The organism is Pseudoalteromonas sp. SS15, assembly GCF_049257195.1.
Taxonomy (GTDB): Bacteria; Pseudomonadota; Gammaproteobacteria; order Enterobacterales; family Alteromonadaceae; genus Pseudoalteromonas.
This window is the reverse complement of sequence record NZ_JBMMUD010000004.1, coordinates 343,367-362,595: the sequence shown is the minus strand read 5'-3', so window position 1 is coordinate 362,595 and position 19,229 is coordinate 343,367. Positions and strand designations below refer to the sequence as shown.

17 protein-coding genes are annotated in these 19,229 nt (G+C 40.8%); 14 read left to right on the top strand and 3 right to left on the bottom strand.

Translation table 11 applies throughout. The annotated features are described in order from the left end of the window. Positions 1 to 8: 8 nt before the first annotated feature. Positions 9 to 170: an oxidoreductase-like domain-containing protein gene (locus AAEU28_RS10860; protein WP_421964126.1), complete on the bottom strand. Its 162-nt coding sequence runs from the start codon at positions 168 to 170 to the stop codon at positions 9 to 11. A gap of 86 nt (positions 171 to 256) precedes the next feature. Between AAEU28_RS10860 and AAEU28_RS10855 the strand changes: the two genes are divergently transcribed. Both AAEU28_RS10855 and AAEU28_RS10850 read left to right on the top strand, forming a co-directional pair. After that, positions 257 to 628, top strand: coding sequence for a hypothetical protein (locus AAEU28_RS10855; RefSeq protein WP_421964125.1), 372 nt, complete (start codon positions 257 to 259; stop codon positions 626 to 628). 59 nt (positions 629 to 687) lie between these two features. Further along, positions 688 to 2,052, top strand: a complete 1,365-nt coding sequence (locus AAEU28_RS10850) for a leucyl aminopeptidase family protein (RefSeq protein WP_421964124.1) — start codon at positions 688 to 690, stop codon at positions 2,050 to 2,052. Positions 2,053 to 2,115: 63 nt separating this feature from the next. Here the strand turns inward: AAEU28_RS10850 and AAEU28_RS10845 are convergent, their stop codons facing one another. Both AAEU28_RS10845 and AAEU28_RS10840 read right to left on the bottom strand, forming a co-directional pair. After that, positions 2,116 to 3,585, bottom strand: a complete 1,470-nt coding sequence (locus AAEU28_RS10845) for an aminoacyl-histidine dipeptidase (protein ID WP_421964199.1) — start codon at positions 3,583 to 3,585, stop codon at positions 2,116 to 2,118. A gap of 72 nt (positions 3,586 to 3,657) precedes the next feature. Continuing rightward, positions 3,658 to 4,722, bottom strand: a complete 1,065-nt coding sequence (locus AAEU28_RS10840) for a ketoacyl-ACP synthase III (RefSeq protein ID WP_421964123.1) — start codon at positions 4,720 to 4,722, stop codon at positions 3,658 to 3,660. Positions 4,723 to 4,852: 130 nt separating this feature from the next. On the opposite strand from AAEU28_RS10840, the gene AAEU28_RS10835 reads away from it, so the two are divergent. The 12 genes from AAEU28_RS10835 to AAEU28_RS10780 all read left to right on the top strand — a co-directional run bounded on the left by AAEU28_RS10835 (position 4,853) and on the right by AAEU28_RS10780 (position 19,229). Next, positions 4,853 to 5,254: a DUF4440 domain-containing protein gene (locus AAEU28_RS10835; RefSeq protein ID WP_421964122.1), complete on the top strand. Its 402-nt coding sequence runs from the start codon at positions 4,853 to 4,855 to the stop codon at positions 5,252 to 5,254. Positions 5,255 to 5,352: 98 nt separating this feature from the next. Beyond that, complete coding sequence (locus AAEU28_RS10830) at positions 5,353 to 6,582, top strand: ATP-binding protein (RefSeq protein ID WP_421964121.1); 1,230 nt, start codon at positions 5,353 to 5,355, stop codon at positions 6,580 to 6,582. Then, positions 6,579 to 7,106 carry a response regulator transcription factor gene (locus tag AAEU28_RS10825; RefSeq protein WP_421964120.1) on the top strand — a complete coding sequence of 176 codons (528 nt, stop codon included), beginning with the start codon at positions 6,579 to 6,581 and terminating at the stop codon, positions 7,104 to 7,106. The genes AAEU28_RS10830 and AAEU28_RS10825 overlap by 4 nt, the downstream gene beginning before the upstream one ends. Before the next feature lie 68 nt (positions 7,107 to 7,174). After that, positions 7,175 to 7,579, top strand: a complete 405-nt coding sequence (locus tag AAEU28_RS10820; protein ID WP_421964119.1) for a DUF1761 domain-containing protein — start codon at positions 7,175 to 7,177, stop codon at positions 7,577 to 7,579. 217 nt (positions 7,580 to 7,796) lie between these two features. Next, positions 7,797 to 8,057, top strand: a complete 261-nt coding sequence (locus AAEU28_RS10815; RefSeq protein WP_138479577.1) for a CBU_0592 family membrane protein — start codon at positions 7,797 to 7,799, stop codon at positions 8,055 to 8,057. Positions 8,058 to 8,181: 124 nt separating this feature from the next. Continuing rightward, the gene (locus AAEU28_RS10810; RefSeq protein WP_421964118.1) at positions 8,182 to 10,176 is read left to right on the top strand and encodes a TonB-dependent receptor plug domain-containing protein; all 1,995 of its coding nucleotides are present in this window, start codon (positions 8,182 to 8,184) and stop codon (positions 10,174 to 10,176) included. A gap of 422 nt (positions 10,177 to 10,598) precedes the next feature. Next, entirely contained in the window at positions 10,599 to 12,032 is a 1,434-nt protein-coding gene (locus AAEU28_RS10805; protein WP_421964117.1) for an imelysin family protein, read from the top strand. A gap of 72 nt (positions 12,033 to 12,104) precedes the next feature. After that, the gene (locus tag AAEU28_RS10800; protein ID WP_421964116.1) at positions 12,105 to 13,808 is read left to right on the top strand and encodes a di-heme oxidoredictase family protein; all 1,704 of its coding nucleotides are present in this window, start codon (positions 12,105 to 12,107) and stop codon (positions 13,806 to 13,808) included. Positions 13,809 to 13,861: 53 nt separating this feature from the next. Beyond that, on the top strand, positions 13,862 to 15,211 hold the full coding sequence (locus AAEU28_RS10795) for a di-heme oxidoredictase family protein (RefSeq protein WP_421964115.1): 1,350 nt from the start codon (positions 13,862 to 13,864) through the stop codon (positions 15,209 to 15,211). Between the two features lie 12 nt (positions 15,212 to 15,223). After that, positions 15,224 to 16,399 carry an imelysin family protein gene (locus AAEU28_RS10790; protein ID WP_421964114.1) on the top strand — a complete coding sequence of 392 codons (1,176 nt, stop codon included), beginning with the start codon at positions 15,224 to 15,226 and terminating at the stop codon, positions 16,397 to 16,399. A gap of 13 nt (positions 16,400 to 16,412) precedes the next feature. Further along, the gene (locus AAEU28_RS10785; protein WP_421964113.1) at positions 16,413 to 17,507 is read left to right on the top strand and encodes a DUF1513 domain-containing protein; all 1,095 of its coding nucleotides are present in this window, start codon (positions 16,413 to 16,415) and stop codon (positions 17,505 to 17,507) included. Between the two features lie 273 nt (positions 17,508 to 17,780). After that, entirely contained in the window at positions 17,781 to 19,229 is a 1,449-nt protein-coding gene (locus tag AAEU28_RS10780; protein ID WP_421964112.1) for an SLC13 family permease, read from the top strand.

Sequence of the window (19,229 nt, the reverse complement as noted above, 5' to 3'; positions counted from 1 at the left end):
GGTCTAATTTATGTCTTGTTAAGTTTTTCGTTAACCTCTAACCATGCTTTTCTTTGCACTCTGTAGGTATCCCAAACGCATGGGCAGCAACTCCCCCCGCCGCAGCATTCATCAGGCTTGGGTTTTTGCGGTTCTTTTATCAGTTGTTGTGTTTCTGAGTTTTTTAACATAAGTAGTGAGAGAATGTTTAAATACTTGGTAAGAGTTTATCAAGTTTTGCTAAACTATCAGAGTGATTAATAAATTATGGTGAATGATGCGCCTAATTAAAGTTGTACACAAAGCCCCCATTAGAGTTGCCAGGATCAGCAAGAGACGGCAGCAGGTTAGGCTCAGACGCTCCATGCTTGCTTTGAAAATTGCACTTGCGCAAGAAAAACAAGAAACCAAAGAAATGTTGGATATTTACAAACGTTATAGCTTTGGTGAGGCGCATAAATCTGAGCTAAAAGTTGCTAATGAACAGCTCGTAGACATTCTAAAAGGATTAGGTTTAGGCGTATTTGCTATACTACCTTTCGCTCCCATTACTATTCCGCTTATTGTTAAGCTGGGTCAGTGGGTTGGTGTTGATGTATTACCAAGTTCATTTTCATTATCTAACAAATCTTCTAAATCTCGTAAATAAGTGATCTCTTTACGCTAAATTGTTATTCTCTAAATAGACGCAAAAACACAGAGAATAATATGCAACTTCCAATCATTCATGCCGATACAGGTACACCGATTAAATTTATTGAAGAATCAAATTTTGATACTTGGCTTTCATCGCAAGAAAGCTTTGTAAAAAGTTATGTTGATGCAACGCGCTCTGCTAATAGCAACATAATTTTGGTACCTAAACAAAACGCAACCGGACTTGAATTCGTTGTTGTAACTGTTACTGATGTAACAGATATGTGGAATGCCGGTGATTTAGCAAAACAATTACCTAAGGGTCAGTATACGCTAGATGTTAATGGTGACTCTTTACTTGGTTATGCGCTTAGTTTTGTATTAGGTGCTTATCAATTTGCCGTCTATAAGTCTCTACCAGCTATTGAATCGAAAATCGCGATTGCAGATGAAGAAGTCTTTAATAAAGTAAACCAGCAAGCAGAAGCCATTTATTTGGTTCGTGACTTGGTTAACATGCCTGCAGCAGACATGATGCCTCAGCATCTTGCTGAGACTATGGAAGAATTGGCCGCTCGTTTTGATGGTCAGTTTAGTCAAATTATTGGTGATGAATTACTAGAACAAAACTACCCAACGATTCACATGGTGGGTCGTGCTAGTGACAACAAACCAAGATTACTCGATTTAGTATGGGGTGATGAGAATGCCCCGAAGCTGACACTTGTTGGTAAAGGTGTCTGTTTTGACTCTGGTGGTTTAGATTTAAAACCTGCTGCAGGTATGCGTAATATGAAGAAAGATATGGGCGGGGCTGCTCATGTTATCGGTCTTGCGCAAATGATCATGGCTGCAAATCTACCTGTTAGACTTCGTGTACTTGTGCCTGCCGTTGAAAATGCAGTGTCGCGTAATGCTTTTAGACCTGGCGATGTTATTAAAACACGTAAGGGCATCACGGTTGAGATTGATAACACCGATGCAGAAGGTCGCCTAGTATTGTGTGATGCATTAGCGGAAGCACAAACTGAAAATCCAGATTTACTTATCGACTTTGCAACCTTAACAGGCGCTTGTCGCATTGCATTAGGTACAGAACTTCCAGGTTTTTATTCGACTGACCAAGCAATTGCAAGTGACATCATGGCTCAAGGTTTACAAAACCAAGATCCAGTTTGGCAGCTTCCTCTTTTCGATCAATATAAAGCTTTGTTTAAGAGTGATGTTGCAGACATTGCTAACTGTGGTTCAACGCCATTTGGTGGGTCAATTACTGCAGCGTTATATCTTAAAGAGTTTGTTGAGCCAGCAACTACGCCTTGGCTGCATTTCGACGTGATGGCATATAACATCAGACCATTACCGGGTCGCCCAGTAGGTGGTGAAGGCTTAGGCTTGCGTGCTACTTTCGAGTATTTAGCTGCTCGCTATAAATAGCCCTGAGTAAATTCATAAAATCAAAATGCGAACCAATGGGTTCGCATTTTTTATTTTAGAACATTACTTAGCTGGAATGTTCTCTAAGATAGCTTTCATTTGTTGCCAATATAAACCTACAGATTCAATGTTAACTTTTTCATCTGGTGAGTGAGGGAACTTGATAGTCGGGCCAAATGAAATCATGTCCATTTCCGGGTATGGCTCTTTGAAAAGACCACACTCTAGGCCAGCATGAATAACCATGATATGTGGCTTGTGGCCATAAATATCTTCATATACGTCACGGAAAGTATGCAAAATTTGAGAGTCAGGATCTGGTTTCCATCCCGGATATGCACCACTGAATTCAATCGTTGCGCCAGCTAGGCTTGCTAGCGAAGCAAGTGTGCCTTCTACGTCAGTACGACCAGAATCAATTAAAGAGCGGATCAAACACAGCACTTCGATACTGTCTTCGTTTGTTTCAATGACACCCATATTTAGTGATGTTTCAACCACACCTTGAATGTCATCACTCATGCGTACTACACCATTAGGACAGGCATTGAGTAGTGACAACACAGTACTTTGGCTGCTTGCGCTTAATGGCAAGGCATCACTTTCAAATGTTTGCGCTTTTAAAGATAAGTTTGCTTCAATGGCGCTTAGTTCGGTTTTTGTAAGTGTTTCAAACTCAGAGATTAAGTTATGAAATGCCTCAAGTTGTGCATTTTCAACTAACACTTCAGCATACGCTTCACGAGGAATCGCGTTTCTTAGTGAACCACCATTAAAGCTAATTAACTGAACGTTTAAGTCGGCTGTGTGATTTTTCAAAAAACGTGCAAGGAGTTTATTAGCATTAGCGCGGCCAGTATGAATGTCTACGCCAGAATGACCACCTCTTAACCCATTTAGAACAAGTTTTAAGCGTGTTGTATCTTCATTGATGGCTTGGCGTTCTAGTTGCAATGTTAGACTTGCATCAACACCACCGGCACAGCCCATGTAAATCTCACCTTCTTGCTCAGAATCAGTGTTTAGGAGAATCTCACCTTCTAACCAGCCAGCTTCTAAACCGAATGCGCCAGTCATACCTGCTTCTTCATCAATGGTTAGAAGTACTTCGAGTGGACCGTGTTTAATGTCATCAGCGGCTAATACAGCAAGGCACGACGCCATACCAATGCCGTTGTCAGCACCTAAAGTAGTGTCTGTTGCAGTAACCCATTCACCGTCGATGTAAGGTTTAATAGCATCAGTTACAAAGTCATGATCAGTGCCGTCATTCTTTTGCGGTACCATATCAATATGAGCTTGAAGCACAACTGGCTTTTTATTTTCCATGCCCGGGTATGCAGGCTTTTTGATAAATACGTTGCCCGTTTCATCTCTTTTAACTTCTAGAGATTGGCTTTTTGCCCACTCAATAATGAACTGTGCAAGAGCTTCTTCATGCTTCGATGGATGAGGAAAAGAACAAATTTGATCAAAGAATTGCCAAATTTCTTTTGGTTCTAATTGGCTAATTTCAGAATGTGGAGTGAACAATGTTTTCAATGTGTTGCCCTTATTTGAATGTAACAAGTGAATATTACCATTCAAATAAGGGCCGAAGATAGCTTACTTGCAGTAGTTAATCGCGTCGGCCATGAGCTCTAACCCAGTTTGTTTACACTCTGGCAGCTCTGCTTTACTGTCAATGATTGGCGTAACACGCTCACCCCATTTAATGTAACTGGCAGCCCAAGTTAATCCTGCACCAAATGCAGCACTCATTATATGACTATGCGGTTTGATTTTGCCTTGCTCTAGCGCTTCACACAGTGCAATTGGGATCGTAGCTGCAGAGGTGTTGCCATAATGCTGGATATTGACCATCACTTTGTCATCGCTAAGCTGCAATTGTTTGGCAATGGCTTGAATAATTCTTAGATTTGCCTGATGAGGGATAAGCATATCGATGTCTTCGAGTGCTAAATTTGCTTGTGACAGCACATCATCACAGGCCTCGCTCATACCTTTCACTGCGCGCTTAAAGATATCTTTACCTTGGAACAAAATATCAGAAGGTTGTGCTGAATCGTGTTTATCGATGTCTGTGCCGAAGTTTCTGATATGAAGGATTTCTCTGTCTTCTGAATCACAGCCAGTTTTTGTTGCTAACAAGCCTAGTTCTTCACTTGATGCTTCAAGCACAACTGCACCTGCACCATCACCGAATAAAACCGCACTGTCACGCTTTGCCCAGTTTACATGCCAGAGCATTCTTTCAGCAGCAATAACAACTGCGCGCTTTACCATACCGGCGCGTATTTGTGCGGTTGCATTTTGTAATGCATATAAGAAACCAGAACAGGCTGCGTTGACGTCACATGCGGCAGCACCAGTTGCCCCAATTTGTTGTTGTACGTATGAGGCGGTATTGGCCACTAATGTAGAAGGCGTGCAAGTTGCAAGTAGAACAAGGTCAATGTCTTCTCCTGCAATACCAGCACAATCCAATGCACGTTTAGCTGCGACAGTCGCCAATTCCCCAGTGCCAACATGACTGACTCTTCTCGATTTGATGCCTGTGCGAGTTGAAATCCACTCATCTGTGGTGTCGACTACTGTGCTTATATCTTTGTTTGAAAGTGTTGCTGGTGGTGTACATTTACCCCAGCCAATGATTTTGGCGTATTGCATAGTTTCTTATCTCATCTGACCAGACGGGAGTTTATAACAAACTTCTTTTTGTAATTCTAGTCAAGGATAGTTTATGAAGCGCGAAGAAGTAGTCTAAGCTTAGATTAAAGTCTTTGAATTTGGGGTGATTATGGCAAAAAAAATGACAACTTCGCTATTAAGCCACCTTATTGAATTAGAGAGGCGGTTACTGGACCCAGCTGTAAGAGCATCGAAAAACCAATTAAGCCATTTACTTCATGAGGACTTTTATGAAATTTCGGCAAATGGCTTAATGTTTAACAAGCAGCATGTGATTGGTCGGTTACCGCTCGAAAAAATTCCACAGATCTATAACCAAGACTTTAAGGGACAAGTATTGAGCGACACGCTTGCCCAACTGACCTATCATGCAGCCTATCGAATGAATGTGCATCATGCCTTGAATTTTTCAATTCGAATGTCAATTTGGGCTAAAACAGAAAAAGGGTGGCAGTTATTCTTCCATCAAGGCACGCCTTGTCCTGAGTTCACCTTGCGCTATGAAGAGTAGCTGCAATTTTTGTTTTATATCAACGAAACTGAGGTTTAGTTTTACCCGTTAAGCAGAGTCCGTTAAAGTGTTGCTCAAATTTTTTATGAGCATGTAAAATGATCAGCTTTTCGCCTCAGTCAGCCATTGGTCGCTTATTATTACTTAGAACTATCGCCATTTTGATGCAATTGCTTTTGGTATTAGCTTCGGCATTTTGGTTTGATAAGTCCATTGAGCTATTACCAGTATTGATTGTTATTGCAATTGAATCTTGCTTTCAATTGATCAGTGTGTTCGCTTATAGAAAAACCAGTGAAGCAGCACCTTCGGGCATGATGTTGCAATTACTAGCTGATATCATGTTTATGACGGTTCTACTGAGCTTGTCAGGTGGTGCGAGTAATGCGTTTGTGTCAATGTTGATTATCCCAATCGTTATTGCTGCTGTGACCTTGCCTAGCCAGTTTGTAATAATTATCTCGTTCTGTTCATTAGTCGCATATGGTTATTTATTTGTGACTATGGGTGGTCATCACATGCATCACATGGACATGGAATTACATTTTAAAGGCATGTGGGCAAATTTTGTATTAAGCGTATTTATTGTTGTCATGGTGGTCATGGCAATGGCGAAGCAATTAAGGGTTAAAGACCAGTCTTTAGCAAAGGTAAGAGAGAAACAACTTAAAAATGAGCAGCTTATTGCTCTGGGGAGTGCCGCTGCGCAGGCTACACATCAACTGGCAACACCACTGGGTAACATTAATTTATTGTTTGAAGAGTTGAAAGAAGACTATCCTGAGCACCCTGCATTAGTTGATATGGGTAAAGCCATTAACACTTGTAAAGAGCAGCTTGAGTTATTTAGAGCACAAACCGAAAAATTCAAATCTTCAGATAGCTTTGGTGCACAAAGCACACTGGCGATTATAAAAGAACTTGAAACCTTGATGGCTTTACAATTTCCAGAACAGCGCTTAATTATGGACGAAATAGATGATACTTTCGTCAGTGATGATCCCATGCTGATCCCTGCTTTATTGAATGTACTTGCAAATGCCGCACAGGCCAATACTAAAACCAATGCAAAAGACATAATTCTAGAAAGTTCAATTGAAAAAAACACTTGGGTGTTATCGATAACGGATCATGGCCCGGGGATCGACCCTAAAAAGATGGAGCGTTTGGGTCATACAATAGTAAAAAGTGAATCAGGTCTTGGTATGGCCTTGGTTTTATCTCATGCATCAATAGAGCGATTAAAAGGGACTATTCGATTAGAAAACCAATGTAAATATGGCGCTAAAACAACAATCACTTTGCCAATTAAAGAAAATGAGTTATGAAGTTACTTATCATTGAAGACGATGAAGCATTCGCAAGGGCACTTGCTAGACGGCTTAAAAAGCATGGATTTGATAGCCATGTTGAAAACAACGAAGTGAATGTCATGCCTGCAGTTGAGATGATCTCCCCTGATTTTGTGCTCCTAGATATGAAACTGCAGACTAAATCTGGATTACATTTTATTGAACCGATTAAGGCATATAAACCAAGTATCAAACTTGTGTTGTTAACAGGGTTTGCAAGTATCGCCACGGCAGTTGAAGCAGTTAAACTGGGCGCTGACGATTATTTAACTAAACCGGCTGACACTTTGTTAATAGTTCAAACGTTATTAGGGACTGAGGGTGCTCAAAAAGCTGAATTGCAATCAGAAACGAGAATGTCAGCAGAGCGTTTAGAGTGGGAACATATTCAGCAAGTGCTAAAAGCGAACCATGGTAATGTGTCTGAAACTGCAAGACAGCTAAACATGCATCGAAGAACGCTACAACGTAAATTACAGAAAAAACCTGTACAAAAATAGTCAATAATTGCGAGTTTGAAGTTTATTAACTAGATTTGAATTTACGAATGGTTTGATGCTTCATTATTATGCAGTTGGCAGAACTTAATTATTGGGCAATTTTACTTGCCGCGTTATCTTCATTTATGTTGGGTGGTTTATGGTACTCCCCGGTTTTATTTGGCAAAACTTGGTTAGAGGGGTGTGGGTTAACTGAACTTGACTTACAAAACAGCGATCCGAAATTGATTTATGGTTTAGCATTTTTACTGTCATTGTTGGCTGCGTTTGTTTTGGCATTTATATTAGGACCTGATCCTAATATTACACAATCAATCATCATTGGTGCGGCCGTAGGCATTGGTTTAGCGTCAAGCTCATTGGGGATTTCTTATATTTTTGAACAAAGACCGCTTAGTTTGTTTTTAGTGAATGGGGGTTACCATACCTTCCAGTTTATTCTTATGGCAGTGATACTGAGTGTCACAGGCTAGTAATAACAACTCAGAATTGTTGGAATACTTATCATCGGGGCGGACATTTGCCCTGTTTTCATTTTTCTCTCTCATTTAATTTAGATACGTTTTGCTGTTTCAATGAGTGAAAGTAACCCTTCCCATGGAATGGGCCAGTATTTCCGGGTTAACTAATCTTATATTGCTTCAAACTCTGCTAATGAGGGCAGGTAGCAATTGATAGTGGATACAAAACGTGATCGATATTCTTTTTGATGTCATTGGTATGACAGGAACTGCGCTTGTGGTTGGTGCTTTCTTTATGCTTCAACTAGGCAAAGCTGAGCCTACCGGTATTGTTTATAACTTAATGAATTTAAGTGGCGCAATACTCTTGCTAATCAGTCTTTGCTACAACTTTAACCTTGCTAGTTTTGTTATTGAATTATTCTGGATAGCCGCATCTTTAATTGGTTTATACAAATATTTCAAAGGAAAACGTACTCAACTCGCATAATGTTCTCAAAATAGAAATATAAAACTTGCACAGTCTGTTAACATTAGTATTATTAAAACAATGTAAATAGGCTGTGCATGGAATTGCATTTAGCTGCTCTATCGCTGAAATAATGAGCCAAGCTATGAGAATAATAATACCTACGATTTCTTTACTTTCAATTTTGTATTCTGGTCATGCGTTATCAAATATTGAAAGTGATGAGGATCTATTTGACTTATCATTTGAGCAACTTTTAGACGTCAATATTTCTCTTGCCACAAAAACGGATGAAACTCGCTCGTCTGTTCCTTCGAGTATTACTGTATTTAATCAACAACATATTGCACTGTTAGGCGTATCGAATGCCTATGAGTTAATGAACTTTGTGCCTGGCTTTCAGTCGACTCGAGGTGATTGGGTGGGAGCTGTGCCGAAAGAGCATACGCGAGGCATCTATCTAGATAGTGGTAATGTACTGGTCATGATCAATGGCCAAAGACTGAATGACCCTTCTTTTGGTAAGGCATCAGTTTATATGCCTTTTATTCCTGTTGAACTGATTGAACGTGTTGAGTTTATTCGTGGTCCAGGTTCTGCGCTATACGGCAGTAATGCATTCTTGGGCGTTATGAATGTTGTGACCACTTCTGAACGTACTCAACTCAGTGCCTCAATCGGTGAGCATGGAGAACTACAAGCTGGCTTTTCATTCAATAAAGAATTGCACGATGGATTAAAGATTTACAGTAATTTATCGCTCAATAAACGTGATGGTGAAACCTACTCTTTTGGTACGAAAGACCCCTTAGAGTCCTACTTTTTTGAGCTAGGTGCTCAATGGCATAGTCTAGACATTAATGTCAGGAAAAACGCGACACAATTAGATGAATTCATCAATCTTGCGGGTGCGTCAAAAGGAAACCATCATCACAGTGAAAACACTGCATTGCAGGCGACTTATACCTGGTTGGACGATGATTTATGGCATTTATCTACTTCATTCGATTTTATCCGTCATGAAATTGAAAGTAAGGGGTTAATTGTCTCTGCACAAGACACCAACTTGGCTGGTGACTTTTTTGTTGGTCCTGCATGGTCAACCAAAGATCTGGCTTTGAAAGTTGATGGCAGTTATCAATTTAGTGAGTCCTTACAAGTCAATTTCGGTGCAGAATATTCGGAAGAAGAGCAATTTAAAGCTGGCGTGATCAGTAGTTATTATGACTATCAGTCGGGCAATACCTTAGTTGAAAACCGATATTATTTAGGCGAGACGCGGACGATTGAATCTCATCCTCCGTTTAAAAATTTGTTGGCCTCGTTTGATTCTTATGCTTTGTATACTCAGGCTAAGTATGTAGCGTCAGAACAATTAACAATGTTTGTTGGCGCACGTTTTGATGAAGTGAAGAGCATAGATAGCAAGCTATCGCCCAGGCTTGCTCTCATTTATGACCTAAATGAAAAGCATACTTTAAAGCTGCAATATGGCGAATCTTTTAGAACACCCGTCAGTAATGAACTTTACTCAAATGACGATGTGACTGTAGGTAACCCTGATCTGAAATCAGAGTATGTTAAAACGACGGAATTGGTCTGGCACACTGAACACCAAAATTGGCAGATGGATGTGGTGTTTTTCAATAATGAGTTGAAAGATTTCATAAACTTAGTGGCTACAGATCAAGCTCAAACTCGTTTTACTTTTGACAATGTATTTGAAGCAAGTATGCAAGGGGTTGAAGTTAATAGTAACTTTAACCTTACAGAAAGTACTTGGTTTGAAGCTGGCTTTACTCAATTGTTTGATGAACCCATTAACCCGAGCTTTAAGCGATTTGCTGCAGCAGCCATTACTCATCAATTCGACGCATTACAGTTGAGTGTAAATACAATTTGGCGTGATGAGGTATTTGTTGCTTCGCAAGACAAAAACGTTTCAGGAGATTTTAAGCAATCAGATTATTTTCTGTTAGGTCTCACTGCCAGTTGGAATATTGATAGTGATAGTTCGATAATTCTTAAGGCTCAAAATCTACTCGATAAGCAATACAAAGTTTTTGATCCAAGAATGACAGACGGCATTGTGCCGACTCAATCAAGAAAGTTATTACTTCAGTATCGCCAAACATTCTAAATATCAAAATTCATCAAAAGCGCCGATATATCGGCGCTTTTTTGTTTTTTGCCTAATAATACCAATCCGCAATAACACTTAATCATTTTGAGGGATTAAACCTGATGATAGCTGCGTTAAAGATTTCTCATTTAGAACAACTAAATAACGAAATATTTGCCTAGCTACCAACAAGGTTTTCTTGCCTCAAAATAGACCACTTAGTTAAGCTGATTGGTATAAAAAGTTTTTAAATTCTCTCTAACATCCTTCAATTGTATTTCTCATTAAATAATCGCATTCAAGCAGAGCTGATCATATTTGATCTACATCAAAAATAAACACTACAATAATGCAAATGGAAATAATTCTTGAATGCATTTGCGTGGTTCGTTAATATTTGCTGAATAATAAACTATAAACTGATAATTAAAGGGATAAGAGTGAAAAACTTTAAGAAATTTGCGCTTACGCTAGTTTGTACAGCGGTATTATCTGCATGTAATGGTGACGACGGTAAAGACGGTGCTATAGGTGCAGCTGGCCCTCAAGGCGAGCAAGGTGTTGCTGGACAAAATGGTGTAGCCAATTATGTAACAGTAGAAGATGTGGTTAAAACAAATGCGCAACACGCCTACGCCGTATTTGCAGATTCACTTATTGCAGCCAAAGCAATGCAAAAAGCGATTGATGAATTTGTTGCTGATCCTAGTGAAGCAAACTTCACTGCTGCAAAACAAGCTTGGCTTTTTGCACGTGAACCATATGGTCAAACTGAAGTTTATCGTTTCCGTGAAGGCCCAATCGACGCACTTACAGAAGTTGATGGTCAACCAACATTAGTTGATGGCGAAGGCCCAGAAGGCGCAATTAATGCTTGGCCTCTAGCTGAAGCGTTGATCGACTACACGATTGATATGGACGGCCATCAAGCTCGTGGCACTGCTGCAGTTTATCAAGCGGGTGGTAACATCATTTCAGATCAAGAAAACTTCCCAGAAATTACTAAGCAGTTATTACAAGATAAGTTTGAATTAGACGGTGAAGAAGCCAATGTAACGTCAGGTTATCACGCCATTGAATTCTTATTATGGGGTCAAGATTTAAACCAAGATCTTACTTACACAGCTGCACGTGATTATACAGCAGGTCACCGTAAAGCCTCTGATTTTTATACTATTGACAATATGCCAACAGATTCAAATGGTGCAACTTGTACATCTGGCGAGCAAGGTGCAATTGACGCAATTTGTGCACGTCGTGGTCAATACTTAAAAGCAGCCGCAGAGTTATTAGTTGATGACTTGCAAGCAGTGACTGAAGCATGGACACCTGGCACAGGCTTCCATTATTTAGAATATGTAAAACCAGAAAATGCAAAGAAAAACTTAGGTGCAATGCTTGAGAGTATGGGACGTTTGAGTTTCGGTGAGCTTGCAGGTGAACGTATGAGTATTGCTGTTCGCACCGATAGTCAAGAAGACGAACACTCGTGTTTTTCAGATAACACACACCGTGATATCTACCTCAATGCCAAAGGTGTTCAAAACCATTATTTAGGCAAATATACACGTATTAATGGAGAAGAGTTAGTCGGCGCAAGTATCCATGACCTATTAGTAAAAGAGGGTAAACCTGAGCTTGCAAACGAGCTGCGCGCTGCCCTTGAAGCGTCAATGGCAAGTGCCTCGGTTATTGATACGAATGCCAAGCTAGGTGTGTCTTTTGACGTTCAAATTCAAAATGAAGACCGTAAGAAAGAAGTGTATGCGACTATCTCTGCACTTGCTACACAAACAGATCTGATCCAAAAAGCCATCGATGAGCTTGGCGTTTCAGCTGAAGACTTAAAACAAGATACAGAAGAAGATATCTAACTTAATATGGCTGGCCTTTTGGTCGGCCTTTTCAGTTTCTGGTTACAGTAGTAAGCAGTTCAGGGGCACTGAATGAATAATAAAAAATCAATGTTAGCTCTAATCATCGCGCTTATTTCTCTTCAAGGCTGTGGTGGTAGTAGCAAGCAAGATACAAACTCTCCAACAAATTCAAACAATAATGGCGACAATAATTCCGAAGGCAATCAAGGCAGTAAAGATAATCTGGCTTTTCCTGATCTCACCTTAAATGATGGCCTACCTGTTTTACGCAAAGATGCACCTGACGAGTTTGAGCACTTAGCAGCAGGGGAAGCATCGGTTAATACGTTCAATGAAGATGCATTTAGCCAAGCACTGCCTGCAATCCTTGATACGCCTAGACTTGATGCCGTTTTCAAAGCGGGCGACCATGTTTTTCGTTCTAACCATGATGGTCAAGGCCCTATTTTCAATAACACCACTTGCCAAGGGTGTCACATCAAAGACGGAAGAGGCGTTGTGCCTAAATCTGCTAATGAGCCAATGATCAGTATGTTTTTGAGAGTAGGTGATAGTATGGGTAATGTAGACCCTGTTTATGGCGATCAAATTCAAGTTTTTGGCACCATAGATGGTCAAACGGATGTGTTAGCAAAACACAACGGAGCCATAGAAGAAGGCCTGGCTTACGGCGAGGCATACACTTGGGTCGAATATGAAGAAGTGACTGGTCAATTCACAGATGGCGAAAGTTACTCCTTAAGAAAACCGATTTATAAAGTAAAAGATCTTGCATATGGTGAGTTTAATCAAGATGTGCAGTTTTCTGCCCGCGTATCTCCCCATGTTTATGGCTCAGGTTTATTAGAGAGTATTCCTGTACAGAGTATTTTAGCTTATGCCGATCCAGATGATACAAACAATGATGGCATATCTGGTAAAGCAGCTTACACAACTCACCCGATCAATAATGAAAAGATGCTCGCACGTTTCGGTCAAAAAGCGGTAACAGCATCTGTATTACAACAAATTTCAGGCGCATACCGAGGTGATATGGGGGTGACGAATACGGTTGAAACAGGCGAGCCTTGTACAGAAGCTCAATCTGCGTGCCTTGCTCAAGCTGAAAAAGAACAAAACAAGCACCACGATGGCGTTGATTTAAACAACGTCGATTTGGCTCAAGTCGAATTTTATAACCGCACATTAGCAGTACCAAATCGCCGTGGTTTTGATACTGAAAATAACCTTTGGAATGATGATGTATTAAAAGGTAGAAGACAGTTTTTTGCTGCAAATTGCCACAGTTGTCATGTGCCAAGATACAAAACAGGTCAGGCGAAAGGGAGCTTACTTGGTGATGTAGATTTAGTGCAAGTGTCTACAGACACACGAACCAACATTTCAGCTTTACAAAATTTAGTAATTTATCCATATACCGATTTACTTCTCCATGACATGGGCGGCAGTTGCAAAGTAACTCGTGAGTTGGCAAGTGGTGAAGCGTGTGACAGCGGTGAAAGTTGTTATTACGTGCAGCGATGTGAGGGTCTTGCTGATGGCCGCCCTGAAGGTGATGCATCTGGCACTGAATGGAAAACGCCAGCTTTATGGGGGGTGGGTTTAGTGCAAACGGTGACGCCAAAAGCAACATTTTTGCATGATGGCCGTGCACGCACTTTATCTGAAGCGATCCTTTGGCATGGCGGTGAAGCCGAATCTGCAAAGCAAGCTTATTTAAATATGGATAAACCAGCACGTGATGCGCTATTGGCTTTCTTGAATTCACTATGATGTTAAATCTACAAAAAAACAGTTTGCGAGCTGCCGCTCTTATTTGTTTGTCTATGTCTGTCAATGCATCAGGATCAAACGAGCAAGCGGCTAAGCCTGGCGGGGATGCAACAGGGCGATTGAATTATCGCTCTTTTATTGAACCCGCTAAAAATCTACCTCGCATGGAGCAGTTGGATTTTTGGGATGGCTTTTCATTTTTTCGCGATCCTTGGGTTGCTTCACCTTCGATTACCAGAGACAGAGATGGGCTCGGGCCGCTGTTTAACGCACGCTCATGCAAAACTTGCCATGCCGATGGTGGACGAGGCAGACCGTCAAAACATGGAGAGATAGCAGAGCCTGCATTGCTGTTTAGGTTTCTACAGGCTAATGCAAGCAAAGGTGATAGCCGATATGGCGGGCAACTTCAGCCTCTGGCGATTCGTTTATCTCATGAAAAGCTTACTAAACCTGTTCAAGGTGAGGCACAAGTACGCGTATTTTATGAAGAAATAACAGGGCACTATGATGACGGTGAAACTTATACGCTCAGAAAGCCTAGTTACGAAATTGAAAATCTCGCCTACGGACCACTTGATAAAGGCACTTATCTATCTGCCCGCTACGCACCAGCTGTATATGGTATGGGCTTATTGGATGCAATTAAGGAGAAAGATTTACTTAACCTTGAAGATATTAACGACGCCAATAAAGATGGTATTAGTGGTAAATATAACCAAGTTATTGATGCGGTAAGTGGTGAAAAGCGTATAGGTCGGTTTGGATTTAAGGGCTTACATAGCACACTAGAACAACAAGTGGCAGGTGCATTTGTCAATGATATTGGTATTACTAACCCTATCTTCAAGGATGAAACCTGCTTAGTTCACCAAGTTGCTTGTAAACAAGCTGCAAGTGTCGACCCTGACAATGTGCTAGACATTCCAAAAAAACTGCATGATTTAACTGTGTACATGAGCCAACTGATTGCTCCCCCTCCTGCAAGAGATTTACAAAGTAGTAAGTCAAAGCAAGGGCAAACTCTATTTTACAAATTGCAGTGCCAGCAATGTCATACCCCCAGTTTTACTACAGATACCTCTTACGAGGTAAAAGCATTGGCAGGGCAAACTATTTGGCCTTATACCGATTTAGCCTTACACGATATGGGCGAGGGTTTAGCAGATAAAGGAGTTGAAAACCTGGCATCAGGGAGCGAATGGCGAACCCCGCCTCTTTGGGGGATAGGTTTACAGCATAGAGTTCAGGGCTTTTCTGCATTTTTACATGATGGTCGTGCACGCACGATTGAAGAAGCGGTGCTTTGGCATGGCGGTGAAGCTCAGCCGCATCAACGTAAATTCAAATCCTTAACGAAGCAACAACGAGCAGCACTGTTGTACTTCTTAAAACAAATTTAATTCGGATAAACAATGAAAACAATCAACACTTTAATGCCAACAACAATTGCAGTCGTGCTAAGCCTTTTCTTATCAGGTTGTGGTGGTGGCGGCTCTAACGAGCAAACACCTACGACATCGCCAACAACAGATCAAGGAAGTGGGTCAACAGATAATTCGAATAGTTTGACTGAAGCACAAGCGCTTGAAAAAATTACAACAGTGTTAGTTGATGATGTGATCTTACCGAGTTATCAACTTATGCTGACTGAAAGCGAAGCCCTGCAAAATACAACAAGTGAAGTGTGTGAGAAATCAGAATTTACAGAAGCAGACTTAACTCGTTTGCAAAACGCTTGGAACAAAGCCAATAGTGCTTGGCAGGTAGCGCGTACCATTAAGTTTGGGCCTATATCTGACACCTATATTTACTCACAAATCCAATATATGCCAATCGAAGCAACTAAATTAGCCAATGATGTTGAGTCGATTTTGATTGAGGGAGAAACATTTACAGATGGCTTTCCAAGTTCAAAGCACCAACTCCAAGGTTTGCCTGCATTTGAATATGTTGTCTTTAATCAAGATGAAGCCAATGCATTTCTTTCATCTCAAAACCAAGGGCAACGCTGTGCATATTTAAATGTGATTGCAAATAACACTGTAACACTGATGGATGAAGTGGTTACACAGTGGCAAGGTGAGTATGGCGAACAATTCAAGGCTGGAACCGGTAGTTTTAGTGGGCATAAAGGCGCTATCGAAAAATATTTAACTTTTTGGTTTGAATACCTTGAAATTATCAATGATGAAAAGCTAAAAGCAACGCTAGATACATCATCACCTGGTAACCCAGAATTACTAGAAAGTCCGTTCGCACATGTGTCTGTGAATAACATTAAAACCAATATGGCTGCTTTAGAGCAACAGTTTAATGGTGCAACTGAGTTTGGTTTTGATGACTTATTGGTTGAGTTATATGACCGAGAAGACGTCAAAAATGAAATAACACTACACTTCAAAGCGGTTCATTCGGCCCTTGATGCACTCGAAAGCGCAACTTTAGCTGATTTAATCGCAACTGAGGCTGGCAGAGCAAAACTGACAGCTGTTCGTACTTCGATCACAGAACTGCGTGCGCTCATGGCATCTGATTTTGTGCAAGTAACCGACTTAGCGCCCGGTTTTAATACCAACGATGGTGACTAATAGGGTAACGATTATGAATCGACGTAGTTTTATTAAGGGCGCGATAGCATTAAGTGCATGTTCGACTCTAATGCCATGGTTATCGGCGTGTTCTGTATCGGCAAAAACCTTGTTTGCGAGTGCTTTCACAGATAAAGCAAACCGACATTATGTTGGTTGGTTTGACGAGCAGGGTCATCTACATGGACGCGTTGAGATCTCTGAGCGCGCCCATGATTTAGCCTATATTAAATCGCAAAATAGAATAATCGCCTTTGCTAGAAGGCCCGGCGTTAAGTTGCACGTTATTGATGTCGCGTCGAAGCTGGTAGTTAAAGAAATTGACGCCCAGCCTCAGCATCACTTTTTTGGTCATGGTGTATTAAACGCTGATGAAAGTTTATTGTTCTCCACAGAAAACTACTTCGATGAACATATGACAGAGCGAGATGGTTTAATCACCGTTCGAGATACCAAAGACTTTTCTATTGTTAGGCAGTTTTCAAGTCATGGAGTAGGACCACATCAACTTGCGATGTTAAGTGATAATCAAACTTTGGTGATTGCTAATGGCGGCATTCATACTCATCCTGCTAAATCGAGAGAAAAGCTAAACCTAGATACAATGCAACCGAACTTAAGTTATATAAATACACTAAATGGTAAACTTGTTTCTAAACACCAGTTACGCGACAAGCATCTAAGTATTAGACACTTATGTGTGGCTAATGATGATACCGTTTACTTTGGCTGTCAGTATCAAGGTGCTGTATATCAGGTGAATCCGCTTATTTATGGTCATAGGATCGGTGAACAGATCCAGCCGATGCAAGCAACCGATAATGAATGGATGCGTTTCAAACAGTACATTGCGAGTCTTTCAGTTAATGACCAAAATGAGCTGGCTGTTACTTCTCCTCGCGGGGGCGTGGTGAGTATTTGGGATAGAAAAACGCTAGAATTAAAGTCTTTATTAACGCTGGATGATACTGCTGGCGTTGCGAGTAGCAAAACGACATTTATAGCAACAACAGGGCGGGGTAATTTAGTTGGTGTAGACAAAGCGTTAAGTGCGATTAATCAACATCAGATCCGGTGGGATAATCACATGATCAGTTTTATGGCTTAAATTTCTATAAATCTTAAAAATTTCATTTTAAGCACAGGTAAAATTTGCTGCGTTTTCAGTTATTAACGACTGAAAGCGCATTTTATCTTTTAGATCCCTCTTTTTTTGAGTTGCGTCTTGTCGTTCAAAACCCTCTCATTCATACTCACTCCTTAATTACTAAGTAATCTGCACGCTGAATAGTAAATTTATCTCTAGCGGTTACTTTCAATACAAACGGCATTGAATGTATTTACAAACGAAACAACGAAAATAATAAAGTAATGTACGGATATGATTTCAGATAACAATAAAACACTTTTCCACTATTTTTATTTATTACTCGGACCAGCCATTTTCTTATCAACCTTTTTAATTGATACGCCATCCGGTATGCCTGACGTTGCTTGGAAAACCGCAGGTTTGGCACTGTGGTTGGGTGTGTGGTGGGTGAGTGAGGTTGTGCCTATTCCTGCGACCTCATTAGTGCCTATCATTGCTGTGCCATTGGCGGGTATTAACGATATAAAATCCGTGACGAGTGTGTACTCTCATCCGCTCATATTTCTATTTTTAGGCGGCTTTTTAATTTCTATTGCGATGGAAAAGTGGCACTTACACAAGCGAATTGCCCTGATCACCATGCTGAAAAGTGGCAATAATCCCAAATTCCAGATCTTGGCCATGATGATGGTCAGTGGCTTTTTATCAATGTGGATCAATAACACAGCAACAACCCTAATGATGTTGCCGATTGCCTTGTCGGTTATCTATGTTTTACGAGAAAACAATAGTAGTTGTGATAATTACGGTAAGGCGCTGCTATTAGCAATCGCTTACAGTGCGAGTATAGGTGGTGTAGGGACTATCATTGGGACTGCGCCAAATGCATTGATGGCCGCTTATCTCTGGGAAAACCATCAAATCAAAATTGGCTTTGCTCAGTGGATGATGTTCGCTGTGCCATTCGTATTTACTATGATTGTTATTTGTTGGTATTGGCTGACTCGATTTGCTTTTAACGTAAAACAAGTCGGCAATAATGCTCAGTTAAACACACTGTTTCAAAAACAAGTAGATGAACTGGGCAGCATGACACTCGCCGAGAAAAATGTACTGTTTGTATTTGTTTTTGCTGCGGTGAGCTGGGTGTTAAGACCTTATTTAGCAAGTTGGACAGGATTAAATATCACAGATACAGGTATTGCTATTATTGCGGCGTTACTGCTTTTTGTTTTACCTGCAAAAAAAGATAATAAAACCAAGGTGATGGATTGGGATGCAGCGCAAGCTGTACCTTGGGGAATTTTGCTGTTGTTCGGTGGGGGTCTTGCGCTTGCCGCTCAAATTAAAAGCTCTGGCCTAGCGCAATATATTGCGGATATGTTGGCTGGCGCATCTGCAATCCCTCTTATTTTAGGTGTGTTAGTGGTCGCGACATTAATTTGCTTTTTAACTGAGATCACATCTAATACTGCAACAGCCGCAGGCTTCTTGCCTTTACTTGGCCCTGTTGCAGAGCAAATTGCGGGTACACCACTGATTTGGGTGATACCAGCAGCAATTGCTGCAAGTTGCGCATTTATGATGCCAGTAGCAACACCGCCAAATGCCATTGTGTTTGGTTCTGGCGAGATAAAGATAAAAGACATGGTTAAAGCTGGCTTTATGATGAATATCATTGCAGTCTTACTCATAACCTTGTTAACTATGACCCTCGGCTCTTGGGTATTTGGTTACTAA